The sequence below is a fragment of the Petrocella sp. genome (genome assembly GCF_059865615.1).
Genome location: NZ_JCBCDA010000033.1, coordinates 1 through 16,945 on the forward strand (window position 1 = coordinate 1; position 16,945 = coordinate 16,945).

15 protein-coding genes, 1 pseudogene and 1 riboswitch are annotated in these 16,945 nt (G+C 33.7%); all 16 genes and pseudogenes read right to left on the reverse strand.

The annotated features are described in order from the left end of the window. Nucleotides 1-195, reverse strand: a pseudogene (locus AC6F8J_RS04130) (PTS mannitol transporter subunit IICBA); the annotation flags it as partial. Nucleotides 196-387: 192 nt separating this feature from the next. After that, nucleotides 388-2,487, reverse strand: a complete 2,100-nt coding sequence (locus AC6F8J_RS04135) for a PRD domain-containing protein (protein ID WP_500721252.1) — start codon at nt 2,485-2,487, stop codon at nt 388-390. A 203-nt stretch (nt 2,488-2,690) separates the two neighbouring features. Continuing rightward, nucleotides 2,691-3,911: an ABC transporter permease gene (locus AC6F8J_RS04140; protein WP_275842189.1), complete on the reverse strand. Its 1,221-nt coding sequence runs from the start codon at nt 3,909-3,911 to the stop codon at nt 2,691-2,693. Between the two features lie 5 nt (nt 3,912-3,916). Then, a complete protein-coding gene (locus AC6F8J_RS04145) occupies nt 3,917-4,582 on the reverse strand; it encodes an ATP-binding cassette domain-containing protein (RefSeq protein ID WP_500721254.1) in 666 nt (221 codons plus the stop codon). After that, entirely contained in the window at nt 4,566-5,774 is a 1,209-nt protein-coding gene (locus AC6F8J_RS04150; RefSeq protein WP_500721255.1) for a permuted SH3 domain-containing protein, read from the reverse strand. The genes AC6F8J_RS04145 and AC6F8J_RS04150 overlap by 17 nt, the downstream gene beginning before the upstream one ends. A gap of 150 nt (nt 5,775-5,924) precedes the next feature. After that, a complete protein-coding gene (locus AC6F8J_RS04155) occupies nt 5,925-7,217 on the reverse strand; it encodes a hypothetical protein (protein ID WP_500721257.1) in 1,293 nt (430 codons plus the stop codon). A gap of 303 nt (nt 7,218-7,520) precedes the next feature. Next, nucleotides 7,521-9,653, reverse strand: a complete 2,133-nt coding sequence (locus AC6F8J_RS04160) for a hypothetical protein (protein ID WP_500721258.1) — start codon at nt 9,651-9,653, stop codon at nt 7,521-7,523. A gap of 66 nt (nt 9,654-9,719) precedes the next feature. After that, nucleotides 9,720-9,875, reverse strand: a complete 156-nt coding sequence (locus AC6F8J_RS04165; protein WP_275842183.1) for a hypothetical protein — start codon at nt 9,873-9,875, stop codon at nt 9,720-9,722. 19 nt (nt 9,876-9,894) lie between these two features. Next, the gene (locus AC6F8J_RS04170; protein ID WP_275842182.1) at nt 9,895-10,071 is read right to left on the reverse strand and encodes a hypothetical protein; all 177 of its coding nucleotides are present in this window, start codon (nt 10,069-10,071) and stop codon (nt 9,895-9,897) included. Nucleotides 10,072-10,166: 95 nt separating this feature from the next. After that, on the reverse strand, nt 10,167-10,370 hold the full coding sequence (locus AC6F8J_RS04175; RefSeq protein ID WP_275842181.1) for a hypothetical protein: 204 nt from the start codon (nt 10,368-10,370) through the stop codon (nt 10,167-10,169). Between the two features lie 40 nt (nt 10,371-10,410). Beyond that, nucleotides 10,411-11,757: an SPASM domain-containing protein gene (locus tag AC6F8J_RS04180; RefSeq protein ID WP_500721260.1), complete on the reverse strand. Its 1,347-nt coding sequence runs from the start codon at nt 11,755-11,757 to the stop codon at nt 10,411-10,413. Between the two features lie 652 nt (nt 11,758-12,409). Then, nucleotides 12,410-13,063 (reverse strand): HAD-IA family hydrolase, encoded by a 654-nt coding sequence (locus AC6F8J_RS04185; protein ID WP_500721261.1) that lies wholly within the window; start codon nt 13,061-13,063, stop codon nt 12,410-12,412. A gap of 8 nt (nt 13,064-13,071) precedes the next feature. After that, the gene (gene ribH, locus AC6F8J_RS04190; protein ID WP_500721263.1) at nt 13,072-13,533 is read right to left on the reverse strand and encodes a 6,7-dimethyl-8-ribityllumazine synthase; all 462 of its coding nucleotides are present in this window, start codon (nt 13,531-13,533) and stop codon (nt 13,072-13,074) included. After that, nucleotides 13,534-14,745 (reverse strand): bifunctional 3,4-dihydroxy-2-butanone-4-phosphate synthase/GTP cyclohydrolase II, encoded by a 1,212-nt coding sequence (locus AC6F8J_RS04195; protein ID WP_500721264.1) that lies wholly within the window; start codon nt 14,743-14,745, stop codon nt 13,534-13,536. It abuts the gene before it with no gap. A gap of 14 nt (nt 14,746-14,759) precedes the next feature. Continuing rightward, nucleotides 14,760-15,410 (reverse strand): riboflavin synthase, encoded by a 651-nt coding sequence (locus AC6F8J_RS04200; protein WP_500721265.1) that lies wholly within the window; start codon nt 15,408-15,410, stop codon nt 14,760-14,762. Further along, nucleotides 15,411-16,517 carry a bifunctional diaminohydroxyphosphoribosylaminopyrimidine deaminase/5-amino-6-(5-phosphoribosylamino)uracil reductase RibD gene (gene ribD, locus AC6F8J_RS04205; RefSeq protein ID WP_500721266.1) on the reverse strand — a complete coding sequence of 369 codons (1,107 nt, stop codon included), beginning with the start codon at nt 16,515-16,517 and terminating at the stop codon, nt 15,411-15,413. It lies immediately after the preceding gene. Between the two features lie 257 nt (nt 16,518-16,774). Continuing rightward, a riboswitch (FMN riboswitch) is annotated at nt 16,775-16,890 on the reverse strand. Nucleotides 16,891-16,945 lie beyond the last annotated feature (55 nt).

Consider the following 16,945-nt stretch of genomic DNA (forward strand, 5'->3'; position numbering starts at 1 on the left):
TAAGTAAACAATCATTGGACCAACTAGGGTCGCTAGATTTTCGTTTGGTAACCATCCTGTTGGTATAAACAAGGCTGTAATTAGACCCCATGCAATAAATGCCCCAATGTTTGGCATCACCATACCACTTAAAAAACGTCCGAACTTTTGTAGACCTTCTCGTGATCCTGATTTCCCTTTTTCTGTACTTTCCATATTTACCTCCTAAGATTTTTGGTTTGTGCATTGATCAATGGACATGGCTTGAGTATACACCCCATTCAAGAGAAAAATAAAGAAATAGAAAAGTAGCTTTGGCATTCTAACAAGTGACACAAAAAAAAGACTATATAGAAATGTCACGCTTAGATAGTGACATTTCTATATAGTCCTTTGCCTTAACATTTTTTATATGCCGGACACCAAAGATTGATAGTATTTGTCCAGCAACGTATTGAGTTCAAATTCTACATCTTCTACTTGTCCTTCTTTTATGGTATCTGCAAAACCACCTGTAATAATATTACGACTAATCTCAGATAAGACTTCTAAAATCTTTTGATTTAGCACAACCGGTCCGACCATTACAATGATGGTATCCACAGGCACATACCCGGAAACTTGCTCCATAATAATCGGTTCTGTTAAATCTATAATCTTTAAGCAAACACCTTTATCAATGTCAGCCCGACAGTGTAGTAATTGCATGCCTTTTTTCATAAGAATAGTAGAGCCTTTTTCTTCTCTTTCAATAAATGCTTTGCTCAGCACCGCATTCTCCTCTTGATTACTTGACAAAGATGTACTGATATAGTAAATCAAATCCATCATCGTTTTTGCTGATACATGTTTGTCATAAGAGAAATTGTCTATAACCTTTATAATGATATGACTATACTGTTCTAAGGCGACAAGTTTTTCTTTTAGCATCATTTTATTCTTAGTCTGTCTATGTGTGGTGTTTGGCTTATATCTTTTCAAAGCTTCTCTGATTTTCTTAATATCTTCATCCTTAATAACCGGATTCACCACCACACATGGTATGGACAAATTTTCTGTCGGTACGGTTGATATGATTAGGTCAATGGTACCCTCATCTATTTCTTCAACATCTTGGTCAATAACACTCACAACCCGAACGATGTGAATGTTAGAAAAATTGCGTTCAATTTCCGAAACCAGTAGTTGAGACGCGCCTATGCCATACATGCAAGCTACTACCACTTGATATTTTTTGACAATTTCCCTATGGTTTTTTTCTATGACTGCCCCGATGTGGGTAGCTAAGTAAGCAATTTCATCTTCCGGAATCTGAATATGTTCCTTTTCTTCAATGACTTTAGCACAAGTGGCTATCGTCTGAAACAGCTTCGGATACATGCTTTTAATTTCTTCCACTAGGGGATTAATAATATCAAGCTCCATCTTCATGCGATAGATGGATGGTCTAAGATGCTTAACCAGACCCACAATAAGCTTGTCGTTATCTGATAAATATATACCTGTTTCCGACTCAACTTTTTGAATAAACTCTTTGACCAATTGAATAACTTTAAAATCCTCAATCATAGAAATCCTATTGTATTCACCTGTTTGTCTAAGCTTAGATCCTTTAAGATGCATGGTTAAATAGAGCAATTCTTCTTTAGGTAGAACTCTAAAAGGATTACCTTCTTTTTCAATAACCCAATCCCGTAAAAGATGAAAGATCTTATCCGATTCGATTAACGCTTTGGTTTTTGAGTCAATATACAGTTCATCCCAAAAAAACTTCCTTTTTAACGTCATGCTGAACCTTATGATTAGAGCAATATAGGCATTATCCGCAAATTGATACCCCATATCTTTTTCCATACGCATTAAAAAAGCCCTTGTATATTTTATACTTTCAAGATCCAGAAGCTCAAATATAGACTGATTGATATTTTCTTTTAATGTTCTAACATCTATGGGCTGATGCTCTTTTTCTTTTATAAAGTCAATCAGATCAACTAGATGAAAATGCTCATAAATCAAAGCGACAATCGCCTTTCTTTTTGCCTTTTCATCCCCATCAATTAATATGCCCAAGCCCGGTTTACGAATCAATTCAATGTTATATTGGTTAAACCATGGTTCTAACTGGGCAATATCGCCACCAATCGTGCTTTCTGTAACATCCAATAATTGGGTTAATGTATATAATTTTGTAGGTTCATTGTATTGAAGCAGCTGAGCCCTAAGTATGATCTGCCGATCTATCGGTGTATATATGATTTCACTTACTTCTTCAAGAAGTGAATTTCTCAGTTTAGATTTTATGCTATCATCCGCAACCAGAGAAATGCCTTTTCCCTTTTTTTTATTCAGATCACCACCATGTTTTATTATCCAGTTCTGCACATCGTTTAATTCTCTTAATATGGTTCTGGTACTCACATTAATCTGATCTGATATTTGTTGTACGGTTATATAGTTATTCGATTCAAGTATGATAGATATGACTTCCTTCATGCGTGATGTTAACATTTTAGCACCTCTCATTTTGAATTCAGACCTAAAGTTCGCCTACATTATACTTGTATTATACACGCCCCAACTTTAATACACTATTTATTTTTATTTTGTTTTGTCATTTATGCAAGTGACAAATAATACACTTCTCAATTTTAATAGACTATTATTTTATTGTTTAAAAGAATCACTTCCCTTAATAAGTTTTGATCAATGATTTATAACCTTCTCAATGCCTCAACAGGACTTAAACTTGTTGCTTTAAGTGCTGGCCATACCCCAAATACAGTACCAACTAATATTGAAAAAAGTAGAATGTAAATCGTTGAAACAACTGGCAGTACAATATCCACCTTTAAGTATAATCCAATCATATAGCCGCTTAACAAACCTATTGTTATTCCAATTATTCCTCCAATACCCGTAATAATGGATGACTCAAGTAAAAACTGTAATAAAATATCCTTGTTCTTCGCTCCAATTGCTTTTCTTATCCCAATTTCGCTGGTTCTTTCTGATACAGTAACAAGCATGATATTCATTATTCCAATTCCACCAACAAGCAAAGATATCGCGGCAATGATACCTATAACAAGGGTAATCATGTTTCCGATATTATGTGCCACAGATAATGATTTTTCTGCATTTTGTGCCAAATATAAATCTTCTCCATTATTACTATGTATGGATTCAATATAATAAATAACATTCTTTACAAACTCATCCGAATCAACATTATCTTTAATAGTCATGTCAATCCCATAAACCCTGTCATCTTTATTGTTCAAGTATTCCAAAGTGGTGTTTGGAGAATATGCAATACTATAATTATTTGCTCCGACCAGTTGATTAAGGAAATCGTCCTCTTTTTTATATACTCCAATCACAAAAAATCTAGTCGGAATACCATTTGTATCAAGAGTAATAGTTTCTCCTACCACGTTTTCATTACCAAAATACTTATTTGCAAACCTATTGTCAATTACAAGTACCTTTCGTTTAAGTGCCAAGTCATTTTCAATTAAATACCTTCCCTGTAACATCTGAATCTGCTGTATTTTATTATAGTTGTTATTGACGCCATATATCATCAAATTTATATTAGTATCATCTTTTATGTCAATATATGTACTCTGTAAATACACTCTTGATAAGGCAATAATTGAATCCTCAAATCTTTTTTTAATCAATATTTCATCTGACATATCGAGAAAATCTTGTTCTCTTAATTCTTTCGAGCTATCTGTTGTTATGTATACTCTCTTAATTCCTATTTTTTCAAACTCTGATATTACTAAACTGTCAAGTATGCTCCCAAGCATAATGATTGTCACTACCGAAGAAATACCTATGATGATTCCTAATATCGCTAAAAAAGTACGACTTTTTCTTTTCAATAAGTAGGAATATGATGCCTTTAAATAATATATTACTTTCATAGAAGCTACGCCTCCTGTAAAATCCCATCTTCAATTTTATATCTTTTATTCGCCATATTAGCATAACGTTCATCGTGTGTAATCAACACAACCGTCATACCTTTTTTATTCAAATCCTTAAATAAGCCCATAATTTCTCTTGTATTCTTAGAATCTAAGTTTCCTGTTGGCTCATCAGCTAGCAGTATTTTGGGATTAGTAACTAAAGCCCTGGCAATTGCCGTGCGCTGCTTTTGTCCTCCTGAAAGTTCCGTGGAGTCATGATGGATTCTATCGCCCAAATCCATAAGTTCTAATACTTCCCGAGCTTTTTTAATACATTCTTTTTTTCCCTTTCCTCCATAAAATAAAGGAAGTATTACATTTTCTAGAGCTGTTAATCCTGGAATCAGAAAAAAGGATTGAAAAACAAAACCAATATATTTGTTACGTATAGTAGATAATTCAGATTGCCCTATAGTATTTATCGGGACACCCTCGAAAAAATAATTACCCGCCGTCGGACTATCTAAGCAACCTATTATATTCATCAGAGTACTTTTTCCCGAGCCACTTGTACCACTAATTGACACATAGTCACCTTCAAAAATATTAAGATTGATATTTTTAAGGGCAGTTACTTGTGTGTTATTCATTCCATAAATCTTTGATACATTATCTAACCTTATCATACAAGTCCCCCCTAATGCTATTGGGGTACAATACAATTAAATCCTGGTAATCAAGACCCTTAATTATTTCATAGTAAAAATCATTCATAATCCCAATCTCTACCTTGGTTTTTATATATTTCCCGTCTTTTTCCACCCATACAAAAGCCTCATTATTTTCACGCACTACGGCTTCAATTGGTACCGTGAGTGCATTTTTAGATGTTCTAGTAACGATTTCCGCCTGTATGCTTTGATATATTTTATATCGATCATCCATTAATTCCAGGGTCATTTCTATTACAATCCCATTATCCATTTTAGACCCACTCGTATTATTCGTTGCAATATGACTAATTTTCGTTACCCTACCTTTTCCCACAGAATTATTGTTATCATCTAAAAAATTCACTTCTAGTCCCTCATTAATATTATTAATATCATTTTCCGAAACATAACCACTAACTTTTACACAATTACTTTTTGGGATTTTTATTATACTTTCTCCAACAGTTACTGGCATCCCTTCTGCCTTGATTATCTCCATAATGATACCATCGACAGGCGCTCTCATAACAGTCTCTGAGAGTTTTTTATTTATTTCATTTATCTGCATTTTTAGAAGTGTATTCTTTTTATCTTGTATGATTTTTTCATTGAGATTAATCATACTTTTTTGCATTTGATATTTTAACTCTAGTTCTTTTAAGTTATTTTGTATGTTATCAAGTTCTTGCTTTGAGATTATCCCCTGTTCAAATAGATGCTTGCTAAGCTCTAAATCTACACTTATCTTCTCTATTTCTAATTCTAAAGCATTTAACTTATATTCATTGTTTTTTCTATTACTATCTGCTTCATCTGAAAGCACTAAACCTATTTCTAATTCATTTCTTTTTAATAACAACTCTTCCTCAAGATTTTTCCCCTCAAACTCCACAAGCACATCACCTTTTTTCACCTCATCCCCAATACTAACTAGCATTCTAGAAATATACGTGTTAAAGGGAGCCTTTAAAGTTATGGTTTCGGCGGGTAGAATAAGGCCATTTACCAAAACTTCTGTCGTCAAGTCTTGAATATTTGTCGAAACCAGCAACACCTCATTTGAATAACCTTCATTTTTTGTTGACCACTTTATAACTATTAGTATTATACAAAAAATAATTATGATATAGAATAGAATATATCTTTTTTTCTTTAATCCTTGCATACAGCGACTCCTTAAATCTAGTATAAGATTAATTGACAGTTTCATAAATGAGGGTTTTATTAAATCAATATTATGGTTAAAGGGTCAAAACTTAGTTTCACTAAGTTCAACTATATTGTTTTGACACCTTAACCATATTATATAAATACATTACTCTCTTGAAACAGGAAGTTTTGTACTTATCTGTGTATTTTGTGATTTTTTATTACGCACTTCCAATATTAATAAAGTTATATTTCTAAAGGTTGTATAAATAATCCGAATTACTAAAAAAGCTGAAATGAATACCATGAAATAATTCTTAAAGTATATTGCTATAGATTTTAAAATTTCCATAATACTGCCTAGTTCAAAAAAATTCAACAAATCTTCTTTTGCAAAGGGTAATAGTTCAAATGCTGTTAAGGTAATATTTTTTAACAATGTAGCAAAGAATATGAAGAAAACTAAGCTGATTATTACATAAAAATAGAATATAATTTTACTTTTGCTCGTCAGCTCACTATGCGGCTGATAAACAGAAATCGAAAAAGGTCTTAATAGTTTTGCTTTTATATATCTTACGGTTGTATCATGCAGATTTGATATCCCTGACAAATCTGTAAAAAGCCAGTAGCCATCCATTTTTAAAAAAGGATTAAAGTTATAAATCAATCCTATATACCTTATTACTGTTGCAATTAAAATTAGATTGTTTTTCGTTATAATTGTTATAATAGCCAAAGTGCATAAATATAAATGTTCAAAATATATACCTCCCAAGTCAACTACGGCCCTTTGTTTTCTTTTAAGCACCCATATTCCTGATACATCTGCAAACAATACGGGCATTGTCATGTAAAATGCAAACCCTATACTATACGGAACAATTCCATAATGCATTGAAGCTCCAGCATGACCTAACTCGTGTATATAGCCTGATGAAATAATGAGGAGAGTTATTATCATCCAATCTTTATAAGAAACCGTCGGAATCATTAAATAGAAATCTGGTAATGCAATTGATCTTAGAATGATAAAAAAACCCGGAATTGATAATATCAAAACTAATAAAGAGAAGACTTTATTATATGGGTATTTTGTGAAGGAAAGCTTTTTTATAAGGCTTTCCTTTAAAATATTAACCTGAAACCAGAAATATTTTGATTTTTTTTCATTTTCTGCTTCACTTTCATATCCTTCAACAATACCTTTTGAAACAATATGTGTCTTAATGATTTTTTCTAAATCCTCTGCTGTCGAAGATATACCAAGGCTTTGAAGTTTACAACATATGTCTGAAAGTGTATTCTCTCCATCTAACAAAGACAGTATCAAATACAATTCCTCTGCAATTACCCAATGCTTTTTTTTGTGAACTATTATATATTTTTTATCCCTTGTTGCACTTTCAAATTCTTTTATTATTAATGCGTTTATCAACTTATATTTTTTGCTTTCCATAATAATTCACCTCGATGGATATATAAAAGAAGAAATCACCAGAATAATATATTTAATAAATGATGTTCATGAAAATTTCAAAATAATCATAAAGAAAAATTTATGGCACATGCCCAAATAGGCTTAAAACCCAAGGATGCGTCTAATCCGCAAGCATGGGCAATACATCTTAATTCATTTCTAACCTCTAACTCTTCACATAATCTATCTTCTAGCTCACTAAATTTTATTTCGTGTATCGATTTGTTGATTGATTTTATCATTGATAACCTCGTTTCGTATTATCTCGTGATTTCTTCTTTTTTAATTAGCAAATAGACTTTTGATAGTCTCTCCCTCAATCGAATGCTCCATATAAGAATAAAAACGATTGAGTGCATACGCTGAAACTGCTGTTGTTAAGGTAGCACTTCTATATTCAATAAAATCTGCAGGCTCAGTTGATATCTTTTTAATTTGAATCTCTCCAAAATCCACACCATGCCAGAAGCTCCCTGTTGCCGAACTCATTAAATAGATTATACCTTTGTGAATTGAGCTAACTATGGCTTTTTTTTCAATTTCCTTCATTACTATATTGTTTCTAGATAATTCCAATATCTCAAGCAAACTCAGTATTGCATATGAGCTTTCCTTAGGATCTCCAAACACCTGTCCCCATGCTCCATTATCATGCTGGCTCTCTAATAAGTATTTTAATGATAATCGGATTTGAGAATTAAATCTGTTAAGTTGTTTTGTACACCTTAGTATTTGCCAAATTGCAAAATGTACGCCTGTAAAATAATAATCCTTCCAGCTTCCATCTGGATTTTGTTTAGAAAGTATTGATGAATAGACATTTTCTATTACTTCTGAATACTTGTTATAATCCAGAATTATAAGTGCATATATAAACTGTGCATTAGCTGAAATAACAGGATTTTTGTACATTTTTTTCAACAAAGTTCTTATATATATACACTTCACAGAAGAAATACTGTTAAAAAATCCCTTTTGATCTTTTTCCGTCAGCCAATAGTTTATTGTTCCATCCTTATTTGGATTCTGACTAATAATTTTATCTACAAGTTCTTTTGTGTACTTAAGCAATGTGACGTCTCTTGCTGCAACTGCATTTAATATTATTTCTCCTAACGTACCAATATCTGGCGGTATCTCTGGTAAATCTGGAAAATGTCCCCAGCCTTCTTTGAAATATCTATGTTTTCTATTTTCCAAATAATTTAATTCCTTTTCAAAATATGCATTGGTTATTGCACTATTATTCTTCATAGAAAACATAAGATTTAGTAAATACGATCGATAATAAACATCTCCTGGAAGTGCCTGTTCTTCTCCGGTAAAACCATAAGGATGTAAAAAAACCCCCCAGTGCGTTAACTCAGGGTAACCAGATTTACTTTGGTTGAGAATCCACTTAACTGAATCGGCAATCTGTTTTTTTATGTCTTCTCCAGAATATTCTTTATTTGATTCAATATAAGGATATATCCTTTTAGGCTCACCTTTTAAGGTTCTAAAATCGTATAATAAAAGATTTATGCGACTTTGAATGGAGCGTAAAGATTTTTGGCAAGGTGCATTACTGCCACATAAAAATAAAGCTTTTTCTACTTCTCTGTTTGCTTTGATAAGATATTTTTCATCATAATTATTCCCATATAGCAAATCCATGATTTTCTCTTTATCATGAATCGCATCCTTATGTGTCATTATAACTTCTGTGAGTATTGGAGTGTAAAATTCTCGCTCTAAATCCTTTTTCCAGATTTTTAAATCTAAAAACAATTTGTGTGCAACATAATAGTGATCTAAGGATTTCTCAAGTAAACTTATTTTATCAAACTCATTATTAATACCTGCCAGAATGGGAAGAACAATTTTTGAATGTGCATTTAGTCCTACTGAAATTAAAAAAATATCTTCTTCTGAATAGTTTTTAATTTTACCAACATGATTTAGTTTAAATAGGTTTGCACCCTCTAATACTTCATTGCAATATTTATTAAAGTAAGTCCAGAACTTTTCCATACTTTCTTTGCTTAATATACTTTGAAGCTTTTCTACCCCCTCACAAAGACCTATTTGTAATTGCAAGTTTTTTGCAGGCGTATTCATTTCATCTTTGTTCTCATAATTAGCAAGCAGAAAATGCTGAAAAGGATGAATAATCAGCATACTTATCTCAGATACTAACTCTAGCACTTTAAAGCTATTAATCGAAAAACTTTCTTCTAGCATATATACATAAGTTATGAAATAATATAAGCTCTTTGATTCAATCTCAAGATTGTTGTCACTCACATTGCTAAAGGCGTACTTTTTATTATTAATTTTTTTGAGAATATTTCTATGTGTTTTCACAATATTCTCAAGTTTTTCTTTTGTAAATATTTCAATCAATCTTGAAACATCCAAATCATATCTTTGCATTTATTTATACCTCTTATTTAATCCTATATTGAAAACAGTGACGGTAATGTACTTAAATGTGATGTTTTATTTTAAAGCACCACATGCGGACACCCCTGCATTAGCAGCACATGCTGAGATCCCTAAAAGTGTTTTTACAGACATAACGCGTCTGTCTTCCAGCTCTTTTAATAATCTTTCGTCAATGATCTTAATGTCAATAGCTTTGTTGATTTTTTTCATTTAATCTCCTCTTAAATGATTATTTTTGACCACCGCAGTTTGTTACTGTTGCATTAGCCCCGCATGCGCTTGCGGTAACATTTGCTGCACAGGCATTTGTGCTGACCTTGGTGGCCATTTCTTTTCTACCTTCAAGTTCAATGATTAACCTATCATCCAAACTTTTCACATCAATTGATTTGTTAATTGTAATCATGATTTTAATCTCCTTTTAAATTATTTTTTAATTAATCGTTCGCCTTTTATCAGTAATATATAAACATACTACTAAAGGGTGTGTATGCTTCTACTTTATAGTCCTGCTCTCGCATGTCCTGCACATAAATTTGGATTGATAATCCCTGATTTATTGGTTGCACAGGTTCCAGCATATGCATCTGCTGTACAAGCATTAACACCTATTACTGATTTTGACATTTCTCTTCTTAATTCTAACTCCCTCATAAGTCTTTCATCAATTTCCGAAAGATTAATAGGTTTGTTCAATGAAATCATTTTTTTCCTCCTAATATTGCCGTCACTGTATTCAAACTTACTATTTATAAATCAGCTCCTCATATATTTGGGGAACAGTTTTATCAAAAACTTCTATATATTTATCGCAATATGGTGTTTGAATCGATTGATTAATAACCCTAGCATGCGCGGGGCATCCTCCACCACAATACAGAATATACGCACACGTCTGGCATTTAGCAATATTTTGTGGCTTTCTATTCATCCATTGATCGTAAACCGGTGAATAGGCGAGACCATACTGATTGATTTGACCGATAATGTGTTTGTTGTCCCCAACTGTATCCCAGCATGGGTAAATGTCACCAAAAGGATCAAATACAAGCATACCGTTTACAGCTCCACAATATGTAGCTTTGAAATATGCATATTCTCCAGTTTCCACAACATATTTAATCCTTGTTGCTATATCAGCTGCTACACCACTCAAGGCGCTCGTAAAGATGCTCTTATTTTCGATTAATTTATTAACAATATCCTCATCAGTAATTGGCTTTTCTTCTTTTGAATAGCAGGTATGTACCGCTTTAAAGTAGTTTCTAAAATACTTATTCTCAGACCATCCCATCTCATCAAATAATGTATTTAACGCTGAAATCTCTTCGATATTTTCTTGATCAATATTTGTCCTTAAACTCACAAATATTTCTCTTTTTAATAATTCATCTACCACCTCTAAGGTTTTTTTATAAGTTGGTACACCATCCATATGCTTTCTACGATGATTATGAAGCTCTCCAGTCCCATCAAGCGTGATTTGAATTTCTCTTATAACTTTAGTCTCTATCAAATCGTAATAGTTTTCTATTTCATAAGCATTACTTATAGCCATTACAGTTAATCTACTGTTCTTACAATGCTCTATAATTTGCTCAATTACTTTTCTGTTTTTCTTTAAAAATGGTTCTCCTCCATATAGATTGATTTCACCAATTTTTCTTCCTTTTTCCATTTCTTTATTCAAATATTCAAAAATATTATTGACGGTCTCTATAGACATTTGCTTATTCATCCAGTTTTGACCATTTTTATGTAGTTTTAATTCATAGCAATAAGGGCATCGAAAATTGCAGTCATAAGTTGGTATGATTGTAACCTGTAACAGCTTCTGGTCAACTTTTTGATATATTTCTGCAATTTTCTTCATATTCTCAATTTCTTCATCCTCCGTTACGGATGTAATATACCCTCTTTCAAGCAAAGTTTTCAGCATACTTGGATTATAATTGATGGTCTCTTTATTTAATAAGTCCAAGGTTTGTATAACAGTTTCATCTACTTCATCCATAGCACCTGTACAGCCGTTCATTAATAAATATTTGTTATTCTTTAGCCTATATCTTAAATTGTATATACTCGATCGCATAATTATTCTCCTTATAAATAACCCTCTTAGATATTTGAGAAACACCCTTTGCCATATAAATACATTGTTTTTGTGTCACACAAAAACACCTCATAAGATCCTGTTGAAATTATATTGCAAAAATCTCGAAGCATGTATTCCTAAATTTAGTTGTTTACTGAACAATGATGTATATGCATGAATCTAAAAAAGACAGCTTCATCCATCCCCCCCAACAGATAACTTAGCATTTATTATAAAAAATAATTACCATTTTAATTATATTTATACTTCAGCGTTCTGTCAATGCTGTTTTGTATTTTTTTTAATATTTAACCTATTAAAATATTTTTACAGGTTAATAGTATAATTATATTTTTAACATCTTATTTTTTTTATTTTTTTTTATTTTTTTTATTTATATAGTTGATTAAAGGGTCAAAACTAAGTTTCACTAAATTCGCCTACCATATGTAGATTACGTTGATACATTCATAACTATATATGGTATAAGAAAGTTCAACTATATGGTTTTGACGCCTTAACCATCTAATTAAATCTGTTAATCTTTAATATAAAAAAGAAGCTATACCAAGTCTCGCTTACGCGTAGTAGTATAGCCTCTAAATGCATTTATAATATATCTTTCTCAAATGATATCTAAGCTCTTGGCTTATAACAGTTTACATAGTTCTTTAATATGATTAATTTTATAATCCGCGTCCTTTAGTTCATCACCTTGGGCATAGCCATATTGACACCCTATGGTCTGGAGATTATTCTGTCTACCGGCTTCCATATCTTTATATCGATCGCCAACAACTATGATTTCTTCCTTCCATTGTTTCATAACCTGTGATAAAATCTCATGCTTAGGTATGAAGTCATAGTCTTGTGCACATAACATTTCATCAAAATAGTGATCCAATCCAAATAAATCTCTGGAGTATTCCATATAGGTTCTACCGCAATTACTCAAAAAAACCAACTTGTAACCTCTGTTTTTCAAATACTCCAAGGTATCTAAAGCACCTTGATAAAGCACCGCTTTTTTGTTCTGAAGTAACCTTTTCATTTCTTCACCGATAATGCTTCCTGCTTGTTCCCTTAGATCACCATCCATATTTGGCATGAAGGCTTCCCACATTTCTCTACTGCTTAATCCGAGCCATTTGACAATCTCTTCATCTTCCCACGTTCTTGGTGGGACTTGATGTTGATCTACCAGAAATTTATAAGCTTTTCTAAAAGCAGGTCCATATATTTTTATACTGTCATGTAGGGTGCCATCATAATCCAAGACTATGGTTTTTACATTTTCTAGCATAAGCTCTCCTATAAGGTTTTTAATAGATTTGCCATTTCAATAGCTGTCATAGCTGCATCTGAGCCTTTGTTTCCTGCTTTGGTTCCAGCTCTTTCAATGGCTTGTTCGATTGTATCTGTTGTTAGAACTCCAAAAATAACCGGAACTTCAGAATCTAAAGAGACATGAGCAATGCCTTTTGAAACTTCACTGGATACATAATCAAAATGAGGTGTAGAACCTTTTATAACCGCTCCAAGACATATAATACCATCATATTTTTCATTTTTTACTAATTTTTTTGCTGCTAAAGGTATCTCAAAAGCGCCAGGTACCCAAACAATATCAATGTCCTCATCTTTCACACCATGTCTTAGCAAAGTATCTATGGCACCTGACAGTAATTTCCCGCCGATAAACTCATTGAATCTTCCTACTACAATTGCAAATTTTAGATCTTGTGCTACCATTTGTCCTTCATATACATTCATTTACTTTTCCTCCTTAAAATCTAACATATGTCCCATTTTTAGTTTCTTTGTTTTTAGATACGCAACATTTTTTTCATTATGATTCATTTGTATCGGCACACGCTCTACAATCTCTAGTCCATATCCAGAAATACCTGACATCTTCTTAGGGTTGTTGGTCATGAGCCTTATTTTCTTAGCACCCAAATCCGCTAGAATCTGAGCACCAATACCATAATCTCGTAAGTCATCCGGAAAACCAAGGGCTATGTTGGCCTGCACCGTATCCATGCCATGGTCTTGTAATTCATAGGCTTTTATTTTGTTAATCAAGCCTATACCCCGACCTTCTTGTCTCATGTAAAGCAATATACCGCTTCCGTTCTTTTCGATTTTTTGCATGGCTTTTGCATATTGTTCTCCACAATCACATCTTAAAGAGCCAAAAGCATCCCCAGTTAAACATTCAGAATGTACACGAATCAGTGTAGGTTCATCTGGTGATATTTTTCCTTTTACCAGTGCCACATGATGTTCTCCATTAAGCTTGTTCACATAACCATACATTTTGAAATTACCATATTTGGTTGGTAATTCTGCTTCTGTTACGCACTCGACGTAGGTCTCATTGGCTTTACGATAGGCCACCAAATCCGCTATTGTGATGATTTTGAGATTGTGTTTTTCGGCATATTTCATAAGCTCCGGTACTCTTGCCATAGAACCGTCGTCGTTCATGATTTCACAGATGACACCGGCTGGATACAAACCTGCAAGCTTGGGAAGATCTATTGCTGCCTCTGTATGACCGACACGTTTCAAGACGCCACCTTCTCTTCCAACAAGTGGAAAGATATGACCAGGACGACTAAAATCCTTAGAAGACGCTTCAGGGTCAATAAGTTTCTGAATGGTTAAGGCTCTTTCTGCAGCTGAAATACCTGTGGTACATGTAATGGCGTCGACGCTAACGGTAAAAGCTGTTTCCTTAGGGTCTGTATTGTTGTTTACCATAGCATGTATGTCTAAGCTTTTTAATCTTTCTTCCGTCATAGGGGCACAAATCAAGCCTCTTCCATACATAGCCATAAAGTTAACGGCTTCCGTTGTGACTTTTTCTGCTGCCATAAGAAGGTCGCCTTCATTCTCACGGTCTTCATCATCTACAACGACGATCATTTTTCCTACCTTTATGTCTTCAATTGCTTCTTCAATTGTATTAAACTTTTCCATAATCATTACCACCTTTACATAAATCCATTGTCTCTAAGGAAATTCATATCCATAGGTTTTTTAGGTTCTGCTACATCTTGGTTCAGCATTAATTTCTCAATGTATTTTCCAACCATATCACATTCTAAGTTCACACTATTACCCACTTTTTTACCAAATAAGGTTGTTTCTTCCTTTGTTAATGGTATGAGAGATACTTTGAACATCTCATCATCTACATAAGCCACTGTCAAGCTAATACCGTCAATGGCAATTGAGCCTTTATGAACTATATATTTTAATAATTGAGGACTTGCTTTTATACTCAACCACATTGCATTGGCTTCTTTTACCATTTCGTGAATTGTTCCGACACCATCAATATGGCCTGAAACCATATGCCCGCCTAATCGATCTTTCAGCTGTAACGCCCGCTCAAGATTCACTGGACTGTTGGTAGTAAGTTCCCCTAAGTTACTGCTTCTCATCGTTTCCGGCATAACATCCACAGTAAAACTGATATCATCCATATGAACCACGGTCAAACAGACACCATTGGTACATATGCTATCGCCCACTTTGGAGCCTTCAATAACTTTAAAGGCCCGAATGGTCAACTTAGCGGACTTCGTTGTTTTATTGATTTTCTGAATATAACCGATTTCTTCAATTAACCCTGTAAACATCTATACTCCCTCCTTCTTGATATAGCCTTCAATAACAATATCACCCTCACAAATGGTGGTGGTAAGATCTTCGAGTAGAATCGCTTCTTTCACCTTGGATATGCCTATCCCACCAACCGGCGTCTTGGCTAAATCACCACCAAAAATTTTGGGTGCCACGTAAGCAAGCATTTTATCAACTACACCTGCTTGTAGGGCCGAGTAGTTTAAAGTGGCACCACCTTCTATAAGGATACTATCTATGCCTTGTTCACCTAAGGTTTCTATGAGCGCTATCATATCCACCTGATGTTCTTTAATAGGTAAGACCATAACTTGATTACCTGTGGCCTCAATGGCTTTTTTTGTTGCTTTCGGCATTAAATCTGTTGTTGCGACTATGGTAATTGCTTCGGATGCTTGAGTTAAGACCTTGGCATCTAGCGGGATACGACCTCTCGTATCTAAGATGATTCTAATGGGATCTATGCCGTCTCGGCCATCTTCAAGACGCGTTGTTAGGCTAGGATCATCGACTATAATTGTTCCTACCCCCACCATAATACCCATGACTTGATGACGTAATTGATGCACTTGTTGTCTGGATGTTACATTTGTAATCCATTTGGAATCCCCTGTTTTGGTGGCTATTTTTCCATCTAAAGTCATGGCTATTTTTAGAATACAAAAGGGCTTTTTGGTTTTGATATACTTAAAAAAAATCTCATTAAGCTTGAGCAGTTCATCACCCATGTCTAGTACAACCACTTCTATATCGTTTTCTTTAAGAAGAGCAATACCACGACCTGAGACTTCCGGGTTAGGGTCCATCATACCGACAACCACTTTACTTATACCTTTTTCAATGATTAGATTGGCACAAGGTGGTGTTTTTCCGTAATGAGAACAAGGCTCTAACGTTACATACATGGTTGCACCTTCTACAGAAGCTGTCGCATTCTTAAAGGCATTGACTTCAGCATGTGGTCCACCATAATATGCGTGGTAGCCTTCGGCGATAACCTGACCTTCTTTGATGATTAACGCTCCAACCAGCGGGTTAGGATTGGTCCTACCAACACCAAGTTTAGCCAATTCTATGGCTTTCTTCATATATACTTGATCCATAATGTGCTCCCATTCTTCTGCAAATTCAAAATATATTTATATATTGGTTAAGACGTCAAAACTATATAGTTGAACTTTCACATACCATATATAGTTACAAATGCATCAACGTAATCTATATATGGTATGTGAATATAGTAAAACTTAGTTTTGACCCTTTGACCATACTTTAGGATTACTTTCCTAGAGAAAAAAGCTCTAAAGAATAATCTCCAGAGCTTGTTACAGTATCATTAAAGCATAATTATACATGCTATAATTGCCTTCTCTCATCCAGACTTTACTGTCGGTCTTGGAATTACACCAAGTCAGCCTAAGTAGGCTCGCGGACTTTACCGCCGGTCGGGAATTACACCCTGCCCTGAAGGAACTATTCAATTGTTTTTCGATGGAATAATTATAGCATCTTAATATTTTAATGTCAATGT

Bases quoted from the DNA above. Each gene is read 5' to 3' on its own strand.
- AC6F8J_RS04135 (WP_500721252.1), bottom strand. From the start codon at position 2,487: ATGTTAACATCACGCATGAAGGAAGTCATATCTATCATACTTGAATCG.
- AC6F8J_RS04140 (WP_275842189.1), bottom strand. From the start codon at position 3,911: ATGAAAGTAATATATTATTTAAAGGCATCATATTCCTACTTATTGAAA.
- AC6F8J_RS04145 (WP_500721254.1), bottom strand. From the start codon at position 4,582: ATGATAAGGTTAGATAATGTATCAAAGATTTATGGAATGAATAACACA.
- AC6F8J_RS04150 (WP_500721255.1), bottom strand. From the start codon at position 5,774: ATGCAAGGATTAAAGAAAAAAAGATATATTCTATTCTATATCATAATT.
- AC6F8J_RS04155 (WP_500721257.1), bottom strand. From the start codon at position 7,217: ATGGAAAGCAAAAAATATAAGTTGATAAACGCATTAATAATAAAAGAA.
- AC6F8J_RS04160 (WP_500721258.1), bottom strand. From the start codon at position 9,653: ATGCAAAGATATGATTTGGATGTTTCAAGATTGATTGAAATATTTACA.
- AC6F8J_RS04165 (WP_275842183.1), bottom strand. From the start codon at position 9,875: ATGAAAAAAATCAACAAAGCTATTGACATTAAGATCATTGACGAAAGA.
- AC6F8J_RS04170 (WP_275842182.1), bottom strand. From the start codon at position 10,071: ATGATTACAATTAACAAATCAATTGATGTGAAAAGTTTGGATGATAGG.
- AC6F8J_RS04175 (WP_275842181.1), bottom strand. From the start codon at position 10,370: ATGATTTCATTGAACAAACCTATTAATCTTTCGGAAATTGATGAAAGA.
- AC6F8J_RS04180 (WP_500721260.1), bottom strand. From the start codon at position 11,757: ATGCGATCGAGTATATACAATTTAAGATATAGGCTAAAGAATAACAAA.
- AC6F8J_RS04185 (WP_500721261.1), bottom strand. From the start codon at position 13,063: ATGCTAGAAAATGTAAAAACCATAGTCTTGGATTATGATGGCACCCTA.
- ribH (WP_500721263.1), bottom strand. From the start codon at position 13,533: ATGAATGTATATGAAGGACAAATGGTAGCACAAGATCTAAAATTTGCA.
- AC6F8J_RS04195 (WP_500721264.1), bottom strand. From the start codon at position 14,745: ATGGAAAAGTTTAATACAATTGAAGAAGCAATTGAAGACATAAAGGTA.
- AC6F8J_RS04200 (WP_500721265.1), bottom strand. From the start codon at position 15,410: ATGTTTACAGGGTTAATTGAAGAAATCGGTTATATTCAGAAAATCAAT.
- ribD (WP_500721266.1), bottom strand. From the start codon at position 16,517: ATGGATCAAGTATATATGAAGAAAGCCATAGAATTGGCTAAACTTGGT.